Raw genomic sequence first — 16,949 nt, forward strand, 5'->3', positions numbered from 1 at the left:
TCTAATAGGTTTCTTTATGGATCAGTAGCAGAGCAGCATTGGTCGTGTAGAGGCGTTCATTACTAATCATCAGGCTAGCGGAGAAAGCATCGCGCAGATGGCGAGCAACACTGAAAGGGGAATCCTCGCTATAGCCAGCCAGACCACAGACTGCCAGAGCCAGCTGGACAATCTGGACAACCAGCTGAGAAGAGAGCAACTTCACATTATTCAGGCGGATAGCGTACCCCATATCAGCGGCTGCGTCTTCAAGTTGTTCTGGATGACTCAGCATGTCGGCGTACTCGCGGACAGCCTCCTGGAGATGAGCACGCATCAACTGAAGTTGAGCAGTTCCTTCGACCAGCTTATCGTCACCTGGAATAGCCGTCACCCGTTGCTGTCGAGCTTTCATTTGCAAGAATTTTTGGGCTCGTTTCAGAGCATCAGTAGCAATCCCTTGCCAGCACCCCGACCAGATCAAATGAGTAAAGGGGACCATTGTCTGAGCTGCGATATCGCCAAATGAAAGCGGCAAAATCTGTTCAGCAGAGAAGCTTGCATTGAGAGTAAAAGCAGGGCTACAGGTACCACGCATTCCCAATGTATTCCAATTGCCCGTTTTTGTGAGAGCTGTTTCTTCACGGCGCAAGAGAAGTAGCACCTGATCAGTTGCAGCAGCGGTGGGATTGCGGCGAGCTGTTACGAGAAAGCCATCGGCATATTCACCATAAGAGATAGCTGTTGATTTCTTTTCAAGTGTACAGAGCGTGTCTTCATCATGCTCTACCGCAGCAATACTGGTACGAATATTTCCGCCTACCCCTACTTCAGAGGTGACTGAAGCCAGCAACAACTGTTTCTCAACCATCTCGCGTAGATACGCTTGAAAAAAAGGCAGAGATTGACCATGGTGAACAATACTGGCGACCTGGATCTGATGCATCGCCCAGACCATAGCGCTGGAGGCACAATATTGTGAGAGGGTCTGGGCAATCACCACCAGATCATCGATTGATAAGCCAAGACCACCATACTGTTGAGGAACATAGGCAGACAACAAAGATTCTTTACGAAGTGCCGTAAGCGCTTCATGAGGGAAACGAGCTTCACGATCCACAGAGGCCGCAGCAGGGGCAATAATCTCCTGTCCCAGTCGATGGATGGTCTGGAGCAACTCTGCTCGTGTTTGAGAGACTTCTGGATGAGAATGTATAAGATCCATGAGTGAGAAATGCTCCTTTACTCCTGACATAGAGGGATAGGATGAGCGCTCCCTGAGAGAAACATACCTTTTAAATAAAAAAATAGTTTACATGGGAAAAATATCTGATATGTGAGCAAAATATTTTCTGCATTTCTATATTATGTTAAAACGTTCAGCACGTCAAAATTTTAAGAATTTCTGGCTACAATGGGTAAGCCCAACCATTTTTCTGTTCTCTACTATGGTAGGAGGGGATGAGTATCTTGATCAAGGAGAGTAAGGAGAAATCTAAGACCTCCTTATACCTCTTGACAGGATATTGCTTGTGTAATTGGAAGAATGTAAAGTGTATGGTTTTTCATATAGCCTCAGAACTTAAGGATACTCAAAAGAGCAGTCACCGTCGTCCACTGAGAGGGGATAAATAGATCAGAGGGAAAGGGAAAGTTTATGACTACAGTTTCAGTGTGGATTCCAGGTGATCAATTGCTTTTACAGCATCCGGCAATTCAAATAGCAGAGGAGCAAACGACAAGAGAACAGATTCATATTATCCTGATTGAAAGCCTTGAACGTTTACGCTTGTTTCCTTATCAGAGAAAGAAGATTGTTTTACTTCTGAGCGCGATGAGACATTATGCAGATCGGCTACGTACTGAAGGGTATCAGGTGGATTATATCCAAGCAAAAAGTTTTGTTGAAGGGTTACAAGAACATGCCCGGCGCATTCAACCACAGCAACTTATCACTATGGCTGCCAGTGAATATGATACCAGATATTTGCAGCAAAAAGAGCTCGAGAAGCTCATCGGCATCCCTGTTACTGTAGTGGCCAATACGCAGTTTCTTGTGGAATTATATAGTCCTTTTGCCAATCGAAAAGAGACCAGGCATGCAGTGATGGAACCTTTCTATCGAGCAATGCGCCAACACTACGGCATTCTAATGGATGGAAAAGAGAGTCCAAGTGGTGGGCGTTGGAACTATGATGAATTGAATCGGGAACCATTGCCCAGGCAACTTTCCGTACCACCTATTGTAACCTTCGCGCCTGATTCCATAACACAAGAAGTCATTGAACTGGTCAACACATTTGAAAATGGAGTTGGAACCACCACCCATTTTGAATATGCTGTTACCCATGAACAGGCTCAGCAAGCACTTAATGACTTCATAGAATGTCGCTTATCCAGATTCGGACCCTATGAAGATGCGATGAGTACTCAAGGGAGCGTCCTATATCACGCCCAGATCTCATTGTATATGAATATCGGTCTGCTCGATACAATGGAGATCCTCCAGGCGGCAGAAGCGGCTTATCGACAAGAACAGGTCCCTATTCAATCCGTTGAGGGCTTTATTCGCCAGATTCTGGGCTGGCGTGAATATATGTACTGGCAATATTGGCAACAGATGCCAGATTTACGCACCGCAAATAGCTGGAATGCACAGCGTCCAATGCCTCAAATGTTTTGGGATGGGCAGACCAGGATGAATTGTATTAAACATGTAGCCACCCGTGTTCTTGACAGTGGCTACAGCAATCATATCGAGCGCCTGATGGTCGTCTGCAATTTCTGTCAGCTGGCAGGAGTAAAACCTTATGATGTCGCAGCCTGGTTTTTAAGTTGTTACTTTGACGCGTACGACTGGGTTGTCCTACCCAACGTGATTGGAATGGGATTAAATGCAGACAATGGTCGTACGACGAGCAAACCCTATATTGCTTCTGGCAAGTACATAGATCGGATGAGTAACTATTGCAAAGGCTGTACCTACTCTCCTAATAAGCGTACAGGACCAGACGCCTGCCCTTTCAACTTTCTCTATTGGAACTTCCTCATAGAGAACGAGACCCGACTCCGAGCAGGGCGTTCAAACCAGAACGTACTTGGACTACGTCACATCAACGACCAAGAACGCCTGGAAATTATCCAGGAGGCCAGACAATTTTTGCAGGATACCCTTCAATTTTGACCAGAGCATGGAAGGGATAAGCATACTTATTCTAGAATGAAAAGATGATATGAGATATTAGTCATCTATTTATAGGTGACTAATCATAAAATAATGTTACAATATATTACGGTATTTTCTATAAAAATTCGAGAAGAGGGCGAAACGACATGTTCATTTATGAAGGAAAGACTGTTCTTATTACCGGAGCCTCCTCAGGGATTGGTGAAGCTTTTGCTCGTGAGCTCGCGCAACGCAAGATGAATATTATCCTTGTTGCGCGCTCAGAGCAGAAGCTACAGAACATGGCAGCCAATCTCATGACAAAATTTCGGATCAACGCAGACATCATTATTGCAGATCTCACACAAGAGGGAAGTGCACAAAGAATTTATAATGAGATAAAGCGACGTCATCTTAGCATTGATCTCCTCATAAATAATGCAGGTTTTGGGACTTACGGACCATTTGAAGCCATACCGGCAGAGAGAAAGCATGCCGAAGTTATGCTCAACGTTGTCTCATTAGTTGATATGACCCACACCTTTTTACCAGAGTTATTAGAACGTCGTGGTGGAATAATTAATCTTGCATCGATCGCATCTTTCACTCCAATGCCTTACATGTCAGTATACGCTGCAACCAAGGCCTTCATACTTTCTTTTAGTGAAGCCTTATGGGGTGAATATCACCACAGGGGTCTGCGTATTCTTGCGCTCTGTCCAAGTGCAACAGAGACCTCTTTTTTTGATGACTTAAACCAATCGGCGTCAACAAAAGAGCCTGCTATTTTTAGTCAGAAACGTCGCCCCGAACAGGTAGTTGCAACCGCATTGCGAGCACTCGAACAAGGCAAATGTTATACAGTCGATGGAGGAAGTAACTATATCGTCACACAGTTATATCGCTTCTTCCCGAGAAGCATGACCATTCGTGGCATATCCAAAATGATGAGATAATAAGTGAAGGGGCTGAGAGCTTAAAACACAGACTCTCGCTCTTCGCATGAAAGCTGCCATTCCTGTATTCATTATATCGGAACGAGACGCTCCCGGAGAGATTTGACTCGCATCTCCCGGGCTTTTTTGGTACAATAATGATAACTTGAGCAAAGTGAGGAAATGAGCTTATGCGGCCCATGCGCGATAGCATCTTAGCCGCTGCCGTCCAACTATTTGCAGAATATGGCTACCATGCGGCTCCATTACGTGATATCGCCCGCATTGCAGGCATTCAGGCTGCAAGTATTTATCATCACTATCCAAATAAGCAAGCGTTATTGGTAGAGATCATGGCGACTCAGATGCAGCATCTCAACCAGAGCCTGGAGCATATTTTACAGGAACACCAGGACTCCTTAGTCCGTTTAGATGCAGCGATTGCCAATCATATCCGTTTGCATACAATGTATAAAGCGGAGTTTTTCATTGTTGATACCGAGATTCGAGCTCTGGACCCCGAAAATCGACCGTATATACTTTCCTTACGCGATACCTATGAACAATTGTGGCAGGAACTATTACGAACAGGGATGGAGCAGGGTATTTTTCGCACAAGCGATGTGAAAGTTGTCTCCTATGCTATTATCGCGCTCTGCACAGAAGTTGCGACCTGGTTTAAACCTGAAGGGCGTTTGACCGTTCAGCAAGTCATTGTACTCTACCGACAACTTATCACCCATGGTCTGCTGTTGCCAGATCAGAGCGTATAGAGACCAGGAGCATATTCTGAAAGAAGCCGTAGGTCCCATAGTAGCCAGACCAGATACAACCACCAGATCTCAGATTGATGAGCAATGTAACTCATACATTGCTGCTTCGTTCCATAGTATGTACTTATCTTAAGGGAGTTATAGCACCAGAATGGAGCCTACAAAGAAGAGCGAAAAAAAGCATCGGAAACCTATCGTATGGGTCATCCTTTCCCTATTGGTGATCACCAGTAGTATCTTTCTCCTTGTCAATCGTTTAGGGGCAGGAAATCAAGTGCTTTCTCATATCAAATTACCAAAGCAGACAGCTACTGCATCACCCCAACAGACGGCAACGGACACATTGACCCCCACCGCCACCCCACTCTTTTTTGAAAATTTCGTTGATAATAAAAAGGGATGGTTTGTTGGAGATTCAGCTGGCTATATTCGCACGATTAGTAATGGGCAATTAACTCTATCAGGGACCAATCACAAGATCCTCACAGAGAGCCTGCCCAGTACAAATTCCTTTACAGACTTTGTTTTCTCGACAACATTTACTATTTTGAAGGCAGATGCTCATGATAGCGTTGGCGTCTACCTGCGCGGAGATAGTAACCTTGACCATGATTATCGTATTGATATCTCTGGGAATACTACCTATACAGTCAGCAAAGAATCGCTAGATGATGCGAACATGGATACCCGAGCCACATTGATTGGCCCATTAACCACACCAGATCTGCTCCCGATTGGCCATCAAAATACGCTGACAGTAACGATGAGCGGCTCTACAATGGAGATTATTCTCAATGGGCATCTTGTAAATACCATTATCGATGCCGATTATACCCATGGACAGATCGCCCTCTTTGTTGAAAATGGAACGACGTCTGATGCAGTAACTGCAACCTTTAGCAGTATAGTTGTCCAACCACTGCCAACCCCAGGCCCCGGGACGGCGACAGCAACAGCGACATCGTAACAAGATCTACCATGAATGCTCTGATTTTAATACACAAATTGGACGCACTTTTTCAAAACGTGGATTTCTCATAAGTTTTAAATGCTGATCGAGATAACCTCGATGCTTCATTATTGAAGAGATATTGTCTGACGTCATATACATGACAAGTGTATATTTCATTCATCTTTGACAAAAAACCGTCCGTTTCTTCAAGCTGGAAGGGACATCAAACGTGTCCCCAGGCTCTTAAGACATACTCTAAGGACGCAGGAGAGAGCTCCAGGGAGAGAGAGGCATTCTACATGTATGTATAGATATTGTAGAGGAAGAGGTATTACTGCTGATCTTCGCCTGCAATGGCACTGTTCACTTCATTAAGGAAAGTGAATAGCTCATACTCACACTTGGGGTTCAAAATAACAGGAGACAGCTGTGGACTTTTTTTCAACGTATTAGACAAATTTGAGAATCTTCCTTTATTTTCAGCCCATTTTAGACTATTCTTTGCTGCAATAATGTGATATGATTAATATAAGGCTGTATAGTGCATTGGTGCTCTGAGTAGATTGTCTATCTGAAGCTGCGCGATACAGGTAGTTATTTGTTGGGCGTAAGCCCTGGAAGCGAGATTTTGAACCTATGTCTTATGTTGATGAAACCCTGTATTGTCGCGATTGCAATCAGGAATTTACGTTTACTGCCGGTGAACAGGAATTTTATGCCAGCCGTGGTTTAACAAACAAGCCCGCTCGCTGTCCTTCATGCCGCGCTGCCCGCAAACAGGCCAATGGCCAGGGTGGTGGTAGCTATAACGGCGGTGGCCGTAGCGGTGGTTCCCGCGAGCCACGCCAGCTCTATACGGTTACCTGCGCTAGCTGTGGTAATGAGGCTCAAGTTCCTTTCCAGCCACGCGATGACCGTCCCGTCTATTGCAGTAGCTGTTTCCAGTCTCAGGATTCTGGTCGTGGTAACTCACGCCGATCCTCTTCCCGCTGGTAATTCTTCTTTACCATATCAGTAAAAATGAGAGGAATATACTCCTGGAGTATGTTCCTCTCATTTTTTATGTCTCAACCATTCTTCACTTCAACCACTTAAGAGGGAACATATACCAGAGAGATGCTTTGTATCTTTTTAATAGGACACGTCATTCTGTTCGACACCCGTCTCACATCCTGTTTCAACGTCGAGAACGCGAGCAGAGCGCTTTGTTGTTCTAAGCCAGCACAACAGCAATAAGGTACATCAGGTAGATCGTCACCAGCAGAGCGCCCATCGTGCGGGGAATCTTCCCATACCAGATAAGAACCAGGAGTGCCAGGTGAACCACGACCATGACAGGTAATGCGATGAAGGTGACATGGGGATCGACCGGAATGGAATGAATCGTGGCAGCAATTCCAAGGGTGACGAGCAGATTGTAGGCGAAAGAGCCAAGAATACCCCCCACCAGAATATCAGCCTGTTTCTTTCGGGCAGCACTGACCCCGAGGGCAATCATTTCTGCTCCGGTTCCTAGTGAGACAATCGTTGCTCCAACCGCACTCTGACTCAAACCAACGAGAGAGGCGAAGCGAAGAGCCCCTTCCACGATTGCTGGGCCTCCCACCGCCATGGCAATCACCCCTCCAAAAGTCAGTGCCACTGGTTTCCACTGAAGACGAGCGCGAACGTGTGGTTTCTGGTTGTCATCGTCATCGTCATCTGACTCAGATGATGCCATGCGCTTGACTGCCTCTCGGTCTGTTCGAAGCAAAAAGAGCGTATAGCCCACAAACACCACCAATAGGAGGATTCCTTCCCATTGTGTCACCACTCCGAGAAAGAGCAGGATGATAGGGATGAGGGAGACGAGGGTCGCGATGAGGGCCTGTCGTCGCACATTCCTGGCGATGCTGAGGGGAAAGATAAGTGCAGAAAGGCCAAGGGCACACGTGGCGATGGTAACGTTGGTTCCAATCACGTTGCCCACTGCAAGTGTTGGTGCACCGCGTGCCGAAGCAATGGCGGCAGTGAGCATCTCCTCGGGTTCCAGCCCTGCCAGAACCACCCCGAGAACCAGGGCACTGACGCCGAGTGCATGGGCAAGATCACTGGCTCCATCAAGAAACCAATCCGCTCCAACAACGAGCAGAAGCGTTCCCAGAGCGAGCAGTCCGAGCGCGAAGAGGAGAGAAAGCATTAGAGATCCTTTCTCAACGCGTCTGTCGGGGACAGATGCTCTCTGCTCTCACGGAGCGCATGGACTGCTTCCCGAATACCATAATAGACAATGATAAGAGAGGCGAGCGGATCAGCCCACCACCAGCCGAAAAGTGCATTTAAGAGCAATCCCGCCAGGACAGCACCCGCGAGGTAGGCATCCACCAGCGTCACCTGCCCTTCGGTAAGCAAGACTGTGTTTTTCAGTTGCCGTCCCGTCACCCGTTTGCCAAAGGCGAGCAGCAGCATCACGATGAAAGTGGCTGCAATCCACACGACCCCGCCAAAAGAGGGAATGGCACGCGTTCCTGTCAGAAGCGTGAAGAGCAGTTGTGCTACGATATAGATAATCAGGGCAATAAACGCGATTCCGATGAGACGGAGCGCCAGCCGCTCTCGATGGTGGTTAACGCCAGTGAGTTGCCAGACGACCACAATGGAGGCAAAGATTTCAATGAGGGAGTCGAGTCCGAACCCGGCAAGCGCGACGGAATGGGCAGCGTAGGCAGCAATCACGACAATGACAACGCCGACCACATTCCAGCCGAGCGTTAGATATTCCAGGAGGAGTCCTCGTTTGAGGAGTATCTTTTGATTCAACAGCCTTCTCCAATCTCGTATAGATACCATATATCAAATTATATGGTATCTATACGTTCTTTTTTTTATCTTCGTCTCTGAAGCGTCACCTGCATCCCATTGCGCGGACGCAACGTGACGAGAGGCTCTGGAACAACGCGCACCTCATAGGTTTGAGCCACAGTAGCGAGGATCAGTTGTGCTTCCGTCAGTGCAAAGCTATTGCCAATGCACATGCGTGGTCCCCCGCCAAAAGGAAAGTACGCAAAACGCGGTCGCCCTGCTGAACGTTCGGGCAAAAAGCGTTCGGGATCGAACTGGTCCGGCTGCTCCCACAGGTCAGGATGGCGATGGGTCACATATTGGTACATCGCTATTTCAGAGCCTTTCGGAATGTGGTAGCCAGCAATTTCGTCGTCATCGAGCACGTGACGGATAACACCTGGTGCCGGGGGATACAGCCGTAAGGTTTCATCAAGAATCATGCGCGTATAGGGCAGGAGTGGCAGGTCTGCAACAGTTGGGACACGTCCACCCAGGACCTGAGACAACTCTTGCTGAAGACGCTGCTCGACCTGGGGATGCTCTGCAAGCAAGTACCACGCCCAGGTCAATGCATTGGCGGTGGTCTCGTGGCCCGCAAAGACCATCGTCATAACCTCATCACGCAGTTGTTGATCGTTCATGAACTCGCCCGTCTCTTCGTCACGGGCCAGCAAAAACATCGAAAGCAAATCCCCACGATCCTCCTGACTCCCACGCCGCTCCTGGATGATGCGAGCAACCACTGTATTAAGAAGCGTGAGCGCACGTGTATACTCACGATTGCTCGCCGTTGGTATCCAGAGCGGAAAGGGAACAAGCGCGTTCAAATCGTGATTGAGATGCTCAAGAGCGATGTTAAACGCTTGTCCGACTGCACTTGCCTCGACCTCGACATCCACGTTAAACAGAGCCTTTGTCACGATATGCAGTGTCAGGCGCATCATTTCAGTGGACAGGTCAAACGCCTGCTGATGCTGTTCATAGGCCTGCCACCGTTGCAGCATGGCGAGAGCGCTGTCTGTCATCATCGTGGTTAAACCAGCGATCCGTTGCCGATGGAAGGCAGGTTGAGCCAGGCGGCGTTCTCTGAGCCAGGAGGCACCCTCTTGCAAAAACAAGTTCTCCCGACCAAGCAGCGGCGTCAGCCTCTGTAAACTAGAGCCTTTGTGGTAGTTTTGCGCATTGACCCTGAGGATATGATCAATGCCCTGGGGATCAAAACATACATACAGGAACACTGACCCGAAAGCCCGAAAGCGCACCAGATCTCCATAACGCTCCCGCAGTCGGAGCATCAATCCAAGCTGATCCTGCTGCATCTCACGCAGATGGCCGCGGAAAAACGGACTCTGCGGTCCAGGAACGCTTTTCGGAGAAAGGTTTGGCGATGATATCTTCTGCATATAAATCTCTCTTTACGCTATTAAGAAACGATCTCTTGTCTATTCCGCCAGGCGGCTTCATCTGGTCCGAGAGACATCCTCTTGAAACGCAGGTACGCACGGGAAGGCGAGAGTCAGCCAGAACCACCTCATCTACTATAGCTCTTGGACGCTTTTCTCGCCCCATCCATTGGGAGGGGATTTGAAACCTGAACAGGATGTTTACAGCAAGTGGATGTCCCGAGCGCGCGTCACCATCTGGATGCGACTATGAACTACGAGTTTGGTTGAGATCTGCTTGAGGTGCCATTTGACGGTACTCACCGCAACCACCAGTTCACGCGCAATGGCCTGATTGGAGAGTCCAAGGGCCACCAGATGAAGCACCTCGCGTTCACGCGCTGTCAAGGATACTGAAGAGGCGTTGCCTTGTGCGTGAGAGACAGAGGTATAAAGGGAGACACGTGCTGGTTGTTCTTGCTCTATAATCGTCAGCAGCGTGTGTACAAACGGCCTCACACGTGAGAAATCCGAGAGGTCTTTAGCACGTTGATCCAGGGATTTGAGGAGCGTCTGGATTGGCGCTCCCTGATCGATGAACACGCGGAGCCAGCCCTCAGATTGGGCGAGCCCCAGGGCGCGGAGCAGAGCCTGCTGAGCCTGAACAGCATGGCCTTGTTGGTGGAAGACAGTGGCCTGACACACGAGAGTATCCACAACACTGCGCATTCGTTGCTCTGTTTCTGCATGACTGAGCAGTCGAGCAAGCAGAAGGGCAGCGTTATCAGATCTGCCAGTGCGCGCAAGCACCTGAGCCAGAATCAGATACGGAAATTTGTCCAAATGATTGAACTCATCATCTACGTGTACTGACGTTTCCCGTGCCCAACGAGCCGCTTGCTCAACATCATCTTCAGCCAGAAAGATCATGGCACGGATCGCCCCAAGAAACGGAAGGAAGCGCGGGAGATCCTGACGCTGAACCTGCTTTTCAAGTGCGTGAAGACGCTCGAACGCTTCGGCAGTTTCACCACGCACCTGCTGTATCTTGGCCAAGAACTGTAACCCATGGAGAAGAGTTATCATCGATTCCCCATGCTGTTCTCCATCTAACCCACGACGTAGCGCATGTTCAGCAAGTTCAAGCTCATTCCAGGCATAGTGCAGTTCGCCCAGTCCCAGATACGCACTCCTCAGCGCTGCGGGCAACTGTCCCTCCTCTGTGGCCAGACGTAAGAGCTGTCGGTAGTGTTCGGCAGCCTGGTGCAGGTGTCCCTGTTCCATCAGCAGATAGGCCTGGGCATTGGCACTCGCCAGCGAGAGATGGAAGTGATAAGCTGTTTCTCCTAGCGATTGGGCGGCGCGGAAGGTATCTGCGGCCCTGGCCAGCTGGCCACTATGCAGATACGCCATGCCGAGGCTCACCGACAAGACACTTTCCAGGTACGCGTCGGATTTCTTGAAATGTGAACGGGCCTGGCGCGAAAGTTCTATGGTCTGCACGACATCTCCGCGAAACCCGGCCAGGCTCGCGCACGTCACCGCCAGTGCAGCGAGCAGTCCCTGCATCTGAACTGAAACGGTCTCAGATGTTGCTGTATCCTTCACGGCTGCATTCAGCCCTCTCATCGCGTCAATTGCCCGCTCAGCATCTCGCAGATGCCGTTCAGCCTCGTCAAATTGTTCGGTACTCACAAGCACACCCACGTAATATAGACTCAGATACGGGCGCTCCTGTATATACTCGTCTGGAAGAGCCTGGAGCCAGCGTAGAAGGGTGACGATCTTGCCACTCTTCATGAGCTGTTCACAAAAGCGTTCCAGCACCTGTGCCGCTTCTGGAAACTGGCGGGCGGCAATGAGGTGATGGAGAGCATCATCAAGAGAACCGTACTGTTCATACCAGCGCGCCGCCTTGAGATGCCATGAAGCTTTATTGCGCTAACTGTCCCCCGTCCAGGAGAAGTTCAGTTCCATGCATAAAGGAAGCATCATCGGAGGCAAGAAAGGCGTAGGCAGCTGCAACCTCTTCCGGTCGTCCTACACGACCAAGTGGAATATTGTTCACGTAGGCGGCAATGAACTCAGGCGAATCGATCGATTCAGCCAGAGGTGTGAGGATATAGCCAGGACAGAGAGCATTTACGCGAATCCCATGTGGTCCTAACTCTAAGGCCATTGTCTTCATGAGCATAATGATGGCTCCCTTGGAAGCATTGTAGTGGGCATATTTAACTTCACCTGCCAGCCCATTTTTTGATGCCATCAATACAATCGCGCCACCAGAAGCGCGAGCAACCATTCGTTTAGAGACTTCTCGGGCAATTAAAAACATGCCACGGAGATTGACTGAAAGGATTTTATCCCAGTGCTCTGCTGTCATCTCCAAAAAGTTCTCTTCCCAGGCGATACCAGCATTATCCAATAAAATATCAATACCGCCCAGAGCCTCCTCTGCTGCTGCCACGAATTGAATCGCCTGCTCCTCATCACTTACATCACAGACCTGCCCCTGGATCGTTCCAAGTGGCGAAAGATCCTGTATAGTCTGGGCGACCTCATCAGCCTCCAGGCCACAGAAGTAGATGCGAGATCCCTCTTCTAAGAAACGCCGGGCCGTCGCCAATCCAATGCCTCTGCTCCCGCCAGTGATCACAACCCCTTTATTCTTTAACCCTCTCATACATCTTTTTCCTTTCTTCAATGGCGCTATGTTACTGATAATGTTCCCGAAGCACGTTATGATAGGGAAGCGAAAGAATCTCATCCAGGAGTGCACGTGCCTGCTGCTCCGATTGAGTCCAATGATCCATCATTACTACTTCCAGCAAGAGCTGTTTACTGTGTTGTGTATAGGCCTCTAATTCTAAATTCCAGGGGGCGACGCAGTCTCGAAGAGCATAAGCAAGAGGAGCAGCCGGTAGACCAGCAGTCTGTACAGCCTGGATGCCACGTTTGCTAACCAGTGCAGGAACTTCAACAGCAAAATCGCGTGGAATACCCGGAACATATTCTCCGGTGTTTTGCACATTCACGATCATAACCCGTGGGATGTCATGAAGCAGTGATTCAATGAGAGGAATAATGCTTTCATGAGACAATTCAGGCTTAAAGTGAGCGGTTACAGGATTCTGCATATCTGCGCCAATCTGACGAATCTGTTCAACTCCCTGACTGGTATAATGGAAATAGTCCTTCCACCACTTCTCAGGATTCTCCTGCCATAACGCCTCTGTCTCAGCGTCAGTATGGTACCACCAGCCCCAGGAGCCCCCACCATCAGTACCAGTATCACCAATCGGGAGTGCACCAAAGCGTTTATAAAGATCGATCTGTTTTGGTCTGAGCGAACCACCCTGCTGACTTGCCCAATACTGTCTGGATTTTGTTGCAATCCACTCATCAAGAAGCGGAAACACATCCTCACCTTTATAGTAGGCACGCGTAAGCCAGACAAAATGATTAACGCCAGGAATCTCAAACGTCAACTGATCACGATCATCCAGACCCAGAATACGGGCGATCTCATAAATCTCTGTAAACCCATGGCAGAGCCCGACAATCTTGGCCTGTGGATATTTCCGCGCAAGATGAGTGATTCCACCCATGACTGGATTTGCTGACTGGATATACCAGGCGTCAGGGCAAATTTCTAGTATATCTTGAATAATCGATTCGAAGAGCTGGAGCTGATAGAAATTAATCCAGAAGGGCTCATCATGCATGATATGAAGGCTGCCACCGAAGCGATAGCCATGTTTGCGAGCAATCTGCCAACCTTCGCGTAACCACTCATGACCTCCAGCGAGAGCAGTATTTATGACGACATCAGCCCCAAGGAGTGCGGTACGGCGATCCGTCGTCTGCTCAATCTGTAGGTTGATCCCAACCTCGCTGGCGTACCTCCTACAAAGGGTTGAGGCGGCTTCTAAGCGGTCAGGATGAATATCCATCAGGCTAATCAAACTTCCTTGTAACCGGGGCGTAAGGCAGATATCACGAATGATATTGAGCGAAAAGACAGCGCTGCCAGCTCCAATAATGCTGATTTTATGCGGAGTGTGTTCAGACATACCTACAACATCTCTTTCTGATTTGACATGACAAAAAACGTACGAATCTTCCCTGAGAAGAGCAAGATAACAAAAGTGTAATCATCTAATGATGGAAAACAGAATGAAGTCTTTTCGTTGTATACAAAAGAGTCCAGTTTTTCTACAGCATGAGTACTATTACTTTTGACTGACCTTCTGTTAGAGATACAAGACGCGGGCAATCCTGGCATGTCCAATCCTTTACCCGCTCATGAAGAAGCGTATTTATGCATAAAAAGTACAGATGTCTCCATTCGCGTGAGAGAATCTCGTTCCGCAAGGCTTTTTGTTGCTGGTAGCGACAAGGATAGCTACCAATAGGAAGCATCTAGCAACCATATGTTTGTATACAATCATACCTGGACAGTAGGAAAGGAAGAGCATACAATAGATAACACTATTTGTAGCACTGTTTCGCTATAGGTAATCCAAAAATCTGTTTGGAGGGATATATGGCATATCAAAATATTCAAAGTTATCAGGTTCTTCAGCGCGATGAAGACAATAAAGCTCGTGTTCAATTAGCAAATGGGCAAATACAAGAATTCGCTGTTGGTGGTCCCTATACGATCGGGGAGGCTCATGATGTGCTCGTTGGCGACATCTGGATTCTTGCGGGCCAGAGCAATATGGAAGGGGTAGGGGATCTCATTGATGTAGAAGAGCCATCTCCATTTGTGCATTCTTTCCAATCGCGTGAAGAATGGGCAGTAGCAGAGGAACCATTACACTGGTTGGGAGAGTCACCTCGTATTGTACATCGTTTGATCTGGGGACAGGATATTCATAGCATTCCAACTCCATTCGAGCCACGTGATCCTCATCGCACGAAAGGGTCAGGACTGGGTCTTACCTTTGCAAAGGAACGTTACGCTCGGACAGGGGTGCCAATTGGCCTCATTCCATGTGCACACGGTGGCACTTCAATGAGCCAGTGGGACCCGGCCCTCAAAGGTGAAGGAGATCGCTCGCTTTATGGCGCAACGATGCAGCGCGTGACAGCGGTTGGCGGCAAGGTTACAGGCATCCTCTGGTATCAAGGTGAGAGCGATGCGAATCCCACGGATGCAGCACTTTACGCTGATCGTATGCATGTACTGATAAAAGCATTCCGCGAAGATTTAGGAAACGCTGACCTGCCTTTCTATCTTGTACAACTTGGTCGTTTTACGAATGATGGGGATCTAGCCGGAATTTCCAGTTGGAATCTCATTCGGACCCTTCAACTGACCCAGGTTGCAACTCTTCCTCATACTGGCCTGGCGGCTGCTATCGACCTGGAACTTGACGACTTTATTCATATTGGAGTGAAAGGTCTCAAACGCCTTGGCAAGCGTCTTGCAGATGTAGCAGATGGATATCGTATCCCCACTATTGTCTCCTTACAGCGTGAGGGCGATGGCTCATTGCTTCGTCTCACCTATCAAGATGTACGAGGGGGACTGCACGCTCCTGGTCTACCAGCGGGTTTTAGCATCCGGAATGCGCAGGGAAAAGATCTTTTCCTTATCTATAAAATTACCCTCGAGGGGAATACTGTCCTTCTCCACCTGGGGACAAACACGTTACCAGAAGATAGCGTGCTCTGGTATGGATGGGGAATGGACCCCTATTGTAATATCACCGATGCGGCTGACACGGCTATTCCGGTCGTTGGACCATTGAGTCTGGCTTAAAAATTTTTCTTTGACGAGATGCATGACTTCAATTCTGTCGTTGTGAAAGAATTGAAGTCATGCGCGCGCTATCCCATCTCAACGTTGACTCAAGTAGTTGACAACGTAACGCCCTAGAATGTCGCTTTCAAGATTGAGAGGCATGCCAGGCTGTACTTCTCCTAGATTGGTGTGTTCCCGTGTATAGGGAATCAAAGCAATCGAGAAGCTTTGTTCGCTGGTATCGACAACGGTAAGGCTCACCCCGTTGATAGCGATAAAACCTTTGGAAACCACATAGGGCCGAAGAGCAGGGGGGAGCGCAATCTCGACCAGCAGGCTATTCCCCTCCTCGATAACAGTCGTGACGTCAGTACAGGCCTCAACATGTCCCTGGACCATATGCCCACCAATACGTCCGTTCGCAAGCAGAGAACGTTCGAGGTTGACAGATGCTCCGGGTTGAAGGTGCCCTAACCGTGTGCGGCGAAGTGTCTCTGGCATCGTATCAACTCGAAACCAATCTGCCCCTTGTTCAGTGATAGTCAGACAGATGCCATCAACGGCTATACTCTCTTTTGGCCGTAAATCTTCCAGAATCAGATGAGCTTCAACGACCAGTCCCGTTGGCTCGCAATAGAGCAACCGTCCCAATTCTTCAACAATCCCTGAAAACATTCTTTTTTATCCTTTCCATACTGCTCAAATTATCTGTTCTGGAGTAAGAGAGCCATCTCGATAGCGGTGCGAGCACATTCCTGTCCACGTTGAATTCTCTCTTCAGCCTGCTGCTGATTTTCAGCACAGATGACCCCAAAGATAAGAGGAATGCCCGTATCGAGGGCAACTCTTTGCAATCCCTGTCCCGCTGCATCTCCTATAATCACGTCATGACGTGTGGCTCCTTTCATAACACAGCCAAGGCAAAGGAGCACATCAAAATGTTCTTTTTTTAAGAGAGCTTGAGCCAGCAGAGGAAGCTCATAAGCCCCCGGCACGCTATAAATCTGAATCCGATGACTTTCCACTCCCAGGAGAAGAAGTTCCTCGTGTGCTAGAGAGAGCATATGCCCTGTAATCTCCCAGTTATAGCGAGCGACAATAATGCCTACATGCAGGCCTGTTCCATCGAGATTGACGGGGGGAAGTGTCATCTGGATCTGTTCCATGGGTAGCTCTCCTTTATATTC

15 protein-coding genes are annotated in these 16,949 nt (G+C 48.7%); 6 read left to right on the forward strand and 9 right to left on the reverse strand.

Annotation, left to right across the window (positions count from 1 at the left end; all coding sequences use genetic code 11):
• Position 1: 1 nt before the first annotated feature.
• Positions 2–1,204 carry an acyl-CoA dehydrogenase family protein gene (locus EL628_RS13410; protein WP_161975483.1) on the reverse strand — a complete coding sequence of 401 codons (1,203 nt, stop codon included), beginning with the start codon at positions 1,202–1,204 and terminating at the stop codon, positions 2–4.
• A gap of 432 nt (positions 1,205–1,636) precedes the next feature.
• Between EL628_RS13410 and EL628_RS13415 the strand changes: the two genes are divergently transcribed.
• From EL628_RS13415 to EL628_RS13435, 5 genes are all read left to right on the forward strand, one after another.
• Positions 1,637–3,163, forward strand: a complete 1,527-nt coding sequence (locus tag EL628_RS13415) for a cryptochrome/photolyase family protein (RefSeq protein WP_126580441.1) — start codon at positions 1,637–1,639, stop codon at positions 3,161–3,163.
• Positions 3,164–3,312: 149 nt separating this feature from the next.
• Positions 3,313–4,101 carry an SDR family NAD(P)-dependent oxidoreductase gene (locus EL628_RS13420; protein ID WP_126580442.1) on the forward strand — a complete coding sequence of 263 codons (789 nt, stop codon included), beginning with the start codon at positions 3,313–3,315 and terminating at the stop codon, positions 4,099–4,101.
• Positions 4,102–4,271: 170 nt separating this feature from the next.
• Complete coding sequence (locus EL628_RS13425) at positions 4,272–4,853, forward strand: TetR/AcrR family transcriptional regulator (protein WP_126580443.1); 582 nt, start codon at positions 4,272–4,274, stop codon at positions 4,851–4,853.
• A 151-nt stretch (positions 4,854–5,004) separates the two neighbouring features.
• On the forward strand, positions 5,005–5,820 hold the full coding sequence (locus tag EL628_RS13430) for a 3-keto-alpha-glucoside-1,2-lyase-like domain-containing protein (RefSeq protein ID WP_126580444.1): 816 nt from the start codon (positions 5,005–5,007) through the stop codon (positions 5,818–5,820).
• Between the two features lie 621 nt (positions 5,821–6,441).
• Positions 6,442–6,801, forward strand: coding sequence for a zinc-ribbon domain containing protein (locus EL628_RS13435; protein ID WP_126580445.1), 360 nt, complete (start codon positions 6,442–6,444; stop codon positions 6,799–6,801).
• 217 nt (positions 6,802–7,018) lie between these two features.
• Here the strand turns inward: EL628_RS13435 and EL628_RS13440 are convergent, their stop codons facing one another.
• The 6 genes from EL628_RS13440 to EL628_RS13465 form a co-directional block, all read right to left on the reverse strand.
• The gene (locus EL628_RS13440; protein ID WP_126580446.1) at positions 7,019–7,984 is read right to left on the reverse strand and encodes a sodium:calcium antiporter; all 966 of its coding nucleotides are present in this window, start codon (positions 7,982–7,984) and stop codon (positions 7,019–7,021) included.
• Positions 7,984–8,604, reverse strand: a complete 621-nt coding sequence (locus EL628_RS13445; protein ID WP_218028913.1) for a cation efflux transmembrane domain-containing protein — start codon at positions 8,602–8,604, stop codon at positions 7,984–7,986. The genes EL628_RS13440 and EL628_RS13445 overlap by 1 nt, the downstream gene beginning before the upstream one ends.
• Before the next feature lie 65 nt (positions 8,605–8,669).
• Entirely contained in the window at positions 8,670–10,031 is a 1,362-nt protein-coding gene (locus EL628_RS13450) for a cytochrome P450 (RefSeq protein WP_126580448.1), read from the reverse strand.
• Positions 10,032–10,232: 201 nt separating this feature from the next.
• Complete coding sequence (locus EL628_RS30535) at positions 10,233–11,837, reverse strand: LuxR C-terminal-related transcriptional regulator (protein ID WP_126580449.1); 1,605 nt, start codon at positions 11,835–11,837, stop codon at positions 10,233–10,235.
• A 106-nt stretch (positions 11,838–11,943) separates the two neighbouring features.
• On the reverse strand, positions 11,944–12,693 hold the full coding sequence (locus tag EL628_RS13460; protein WP_161975484.1) for an SDR family NAD(P)-dependent oxidoreductase: 750 nt from the start codon (positions 12,691–12,693) through the stop codon (positions 11,944–11,946).
• A 31-nt stretch (positions 12,694–12,724) separates the two neighbouring features.
• Entirely contained in the window at positions 12,725–14,083 is a 1,359-nt protein-coding gene (locus EL628_RS13465) for a family 4 glycosyl hydrolase (RefSeq protein ID WP_126580451.1), read from the reverse strand.
• 473 nt (positions 14,084–14,556) lie between these two features.
• Here EL628_RS13465 and EL628_RS13470 point away from each other — a divergent pair, with 473 nt between their 5' ends.
• A complete protein-coding gene (locus EL628_RS13470; RefSeq protein ID WP_126580452.1) occupies positions 14,557–15,780 on the forward strand; it encodes a sialate O-acetylesterase in 1,224 nt (407 codons plus the stop codon).
• A 78-nt stretch (positions 15,781–15,858) separates the two neighbouring features.
• Here EL628_RS13470 and EL628_RS13475 read toward each other — a convergent pair whose 3' ends face one another.
• Positions 15,859–16,437 (reverse strand): riboflavin synthase, encoded by a 579-nt coding sequence (locus EL628_RS13475; protein ID WP_126580453.1) that lies wholly within the window; start codon positions 16,435–16,437, stop codon positions 15,859–15,861.
• A 29-nt stretch (positions 16,438–16,466) separates the two neighbouring features.
• Complete coding sequence (gene ribH / locus EL628_RS13480; RefSeq protein WP_126580454.1) at positions 16,467–16,928, reverse strand: 6,7-dimethyl-8-ribityllumazine synthase; 462 nt, start codon at positions 16,926–16,928, stop codon at positions 16,467–16,469.
• Positions 16,929–16,949 lie beyond the last annotated feature (21 nt).

Source organism: Tengunoibacter tsumagoiensis, assembly GCF_003967535.1.
GTDB classification, from domain to species: domain Bacteria; phylum Chloroflexota; class Ktedonobacteria; order Ktedonobacterales; family Ktedonobacteraceae; genus Tengunoibacter; species Tengunoibacter tsumagoiensis.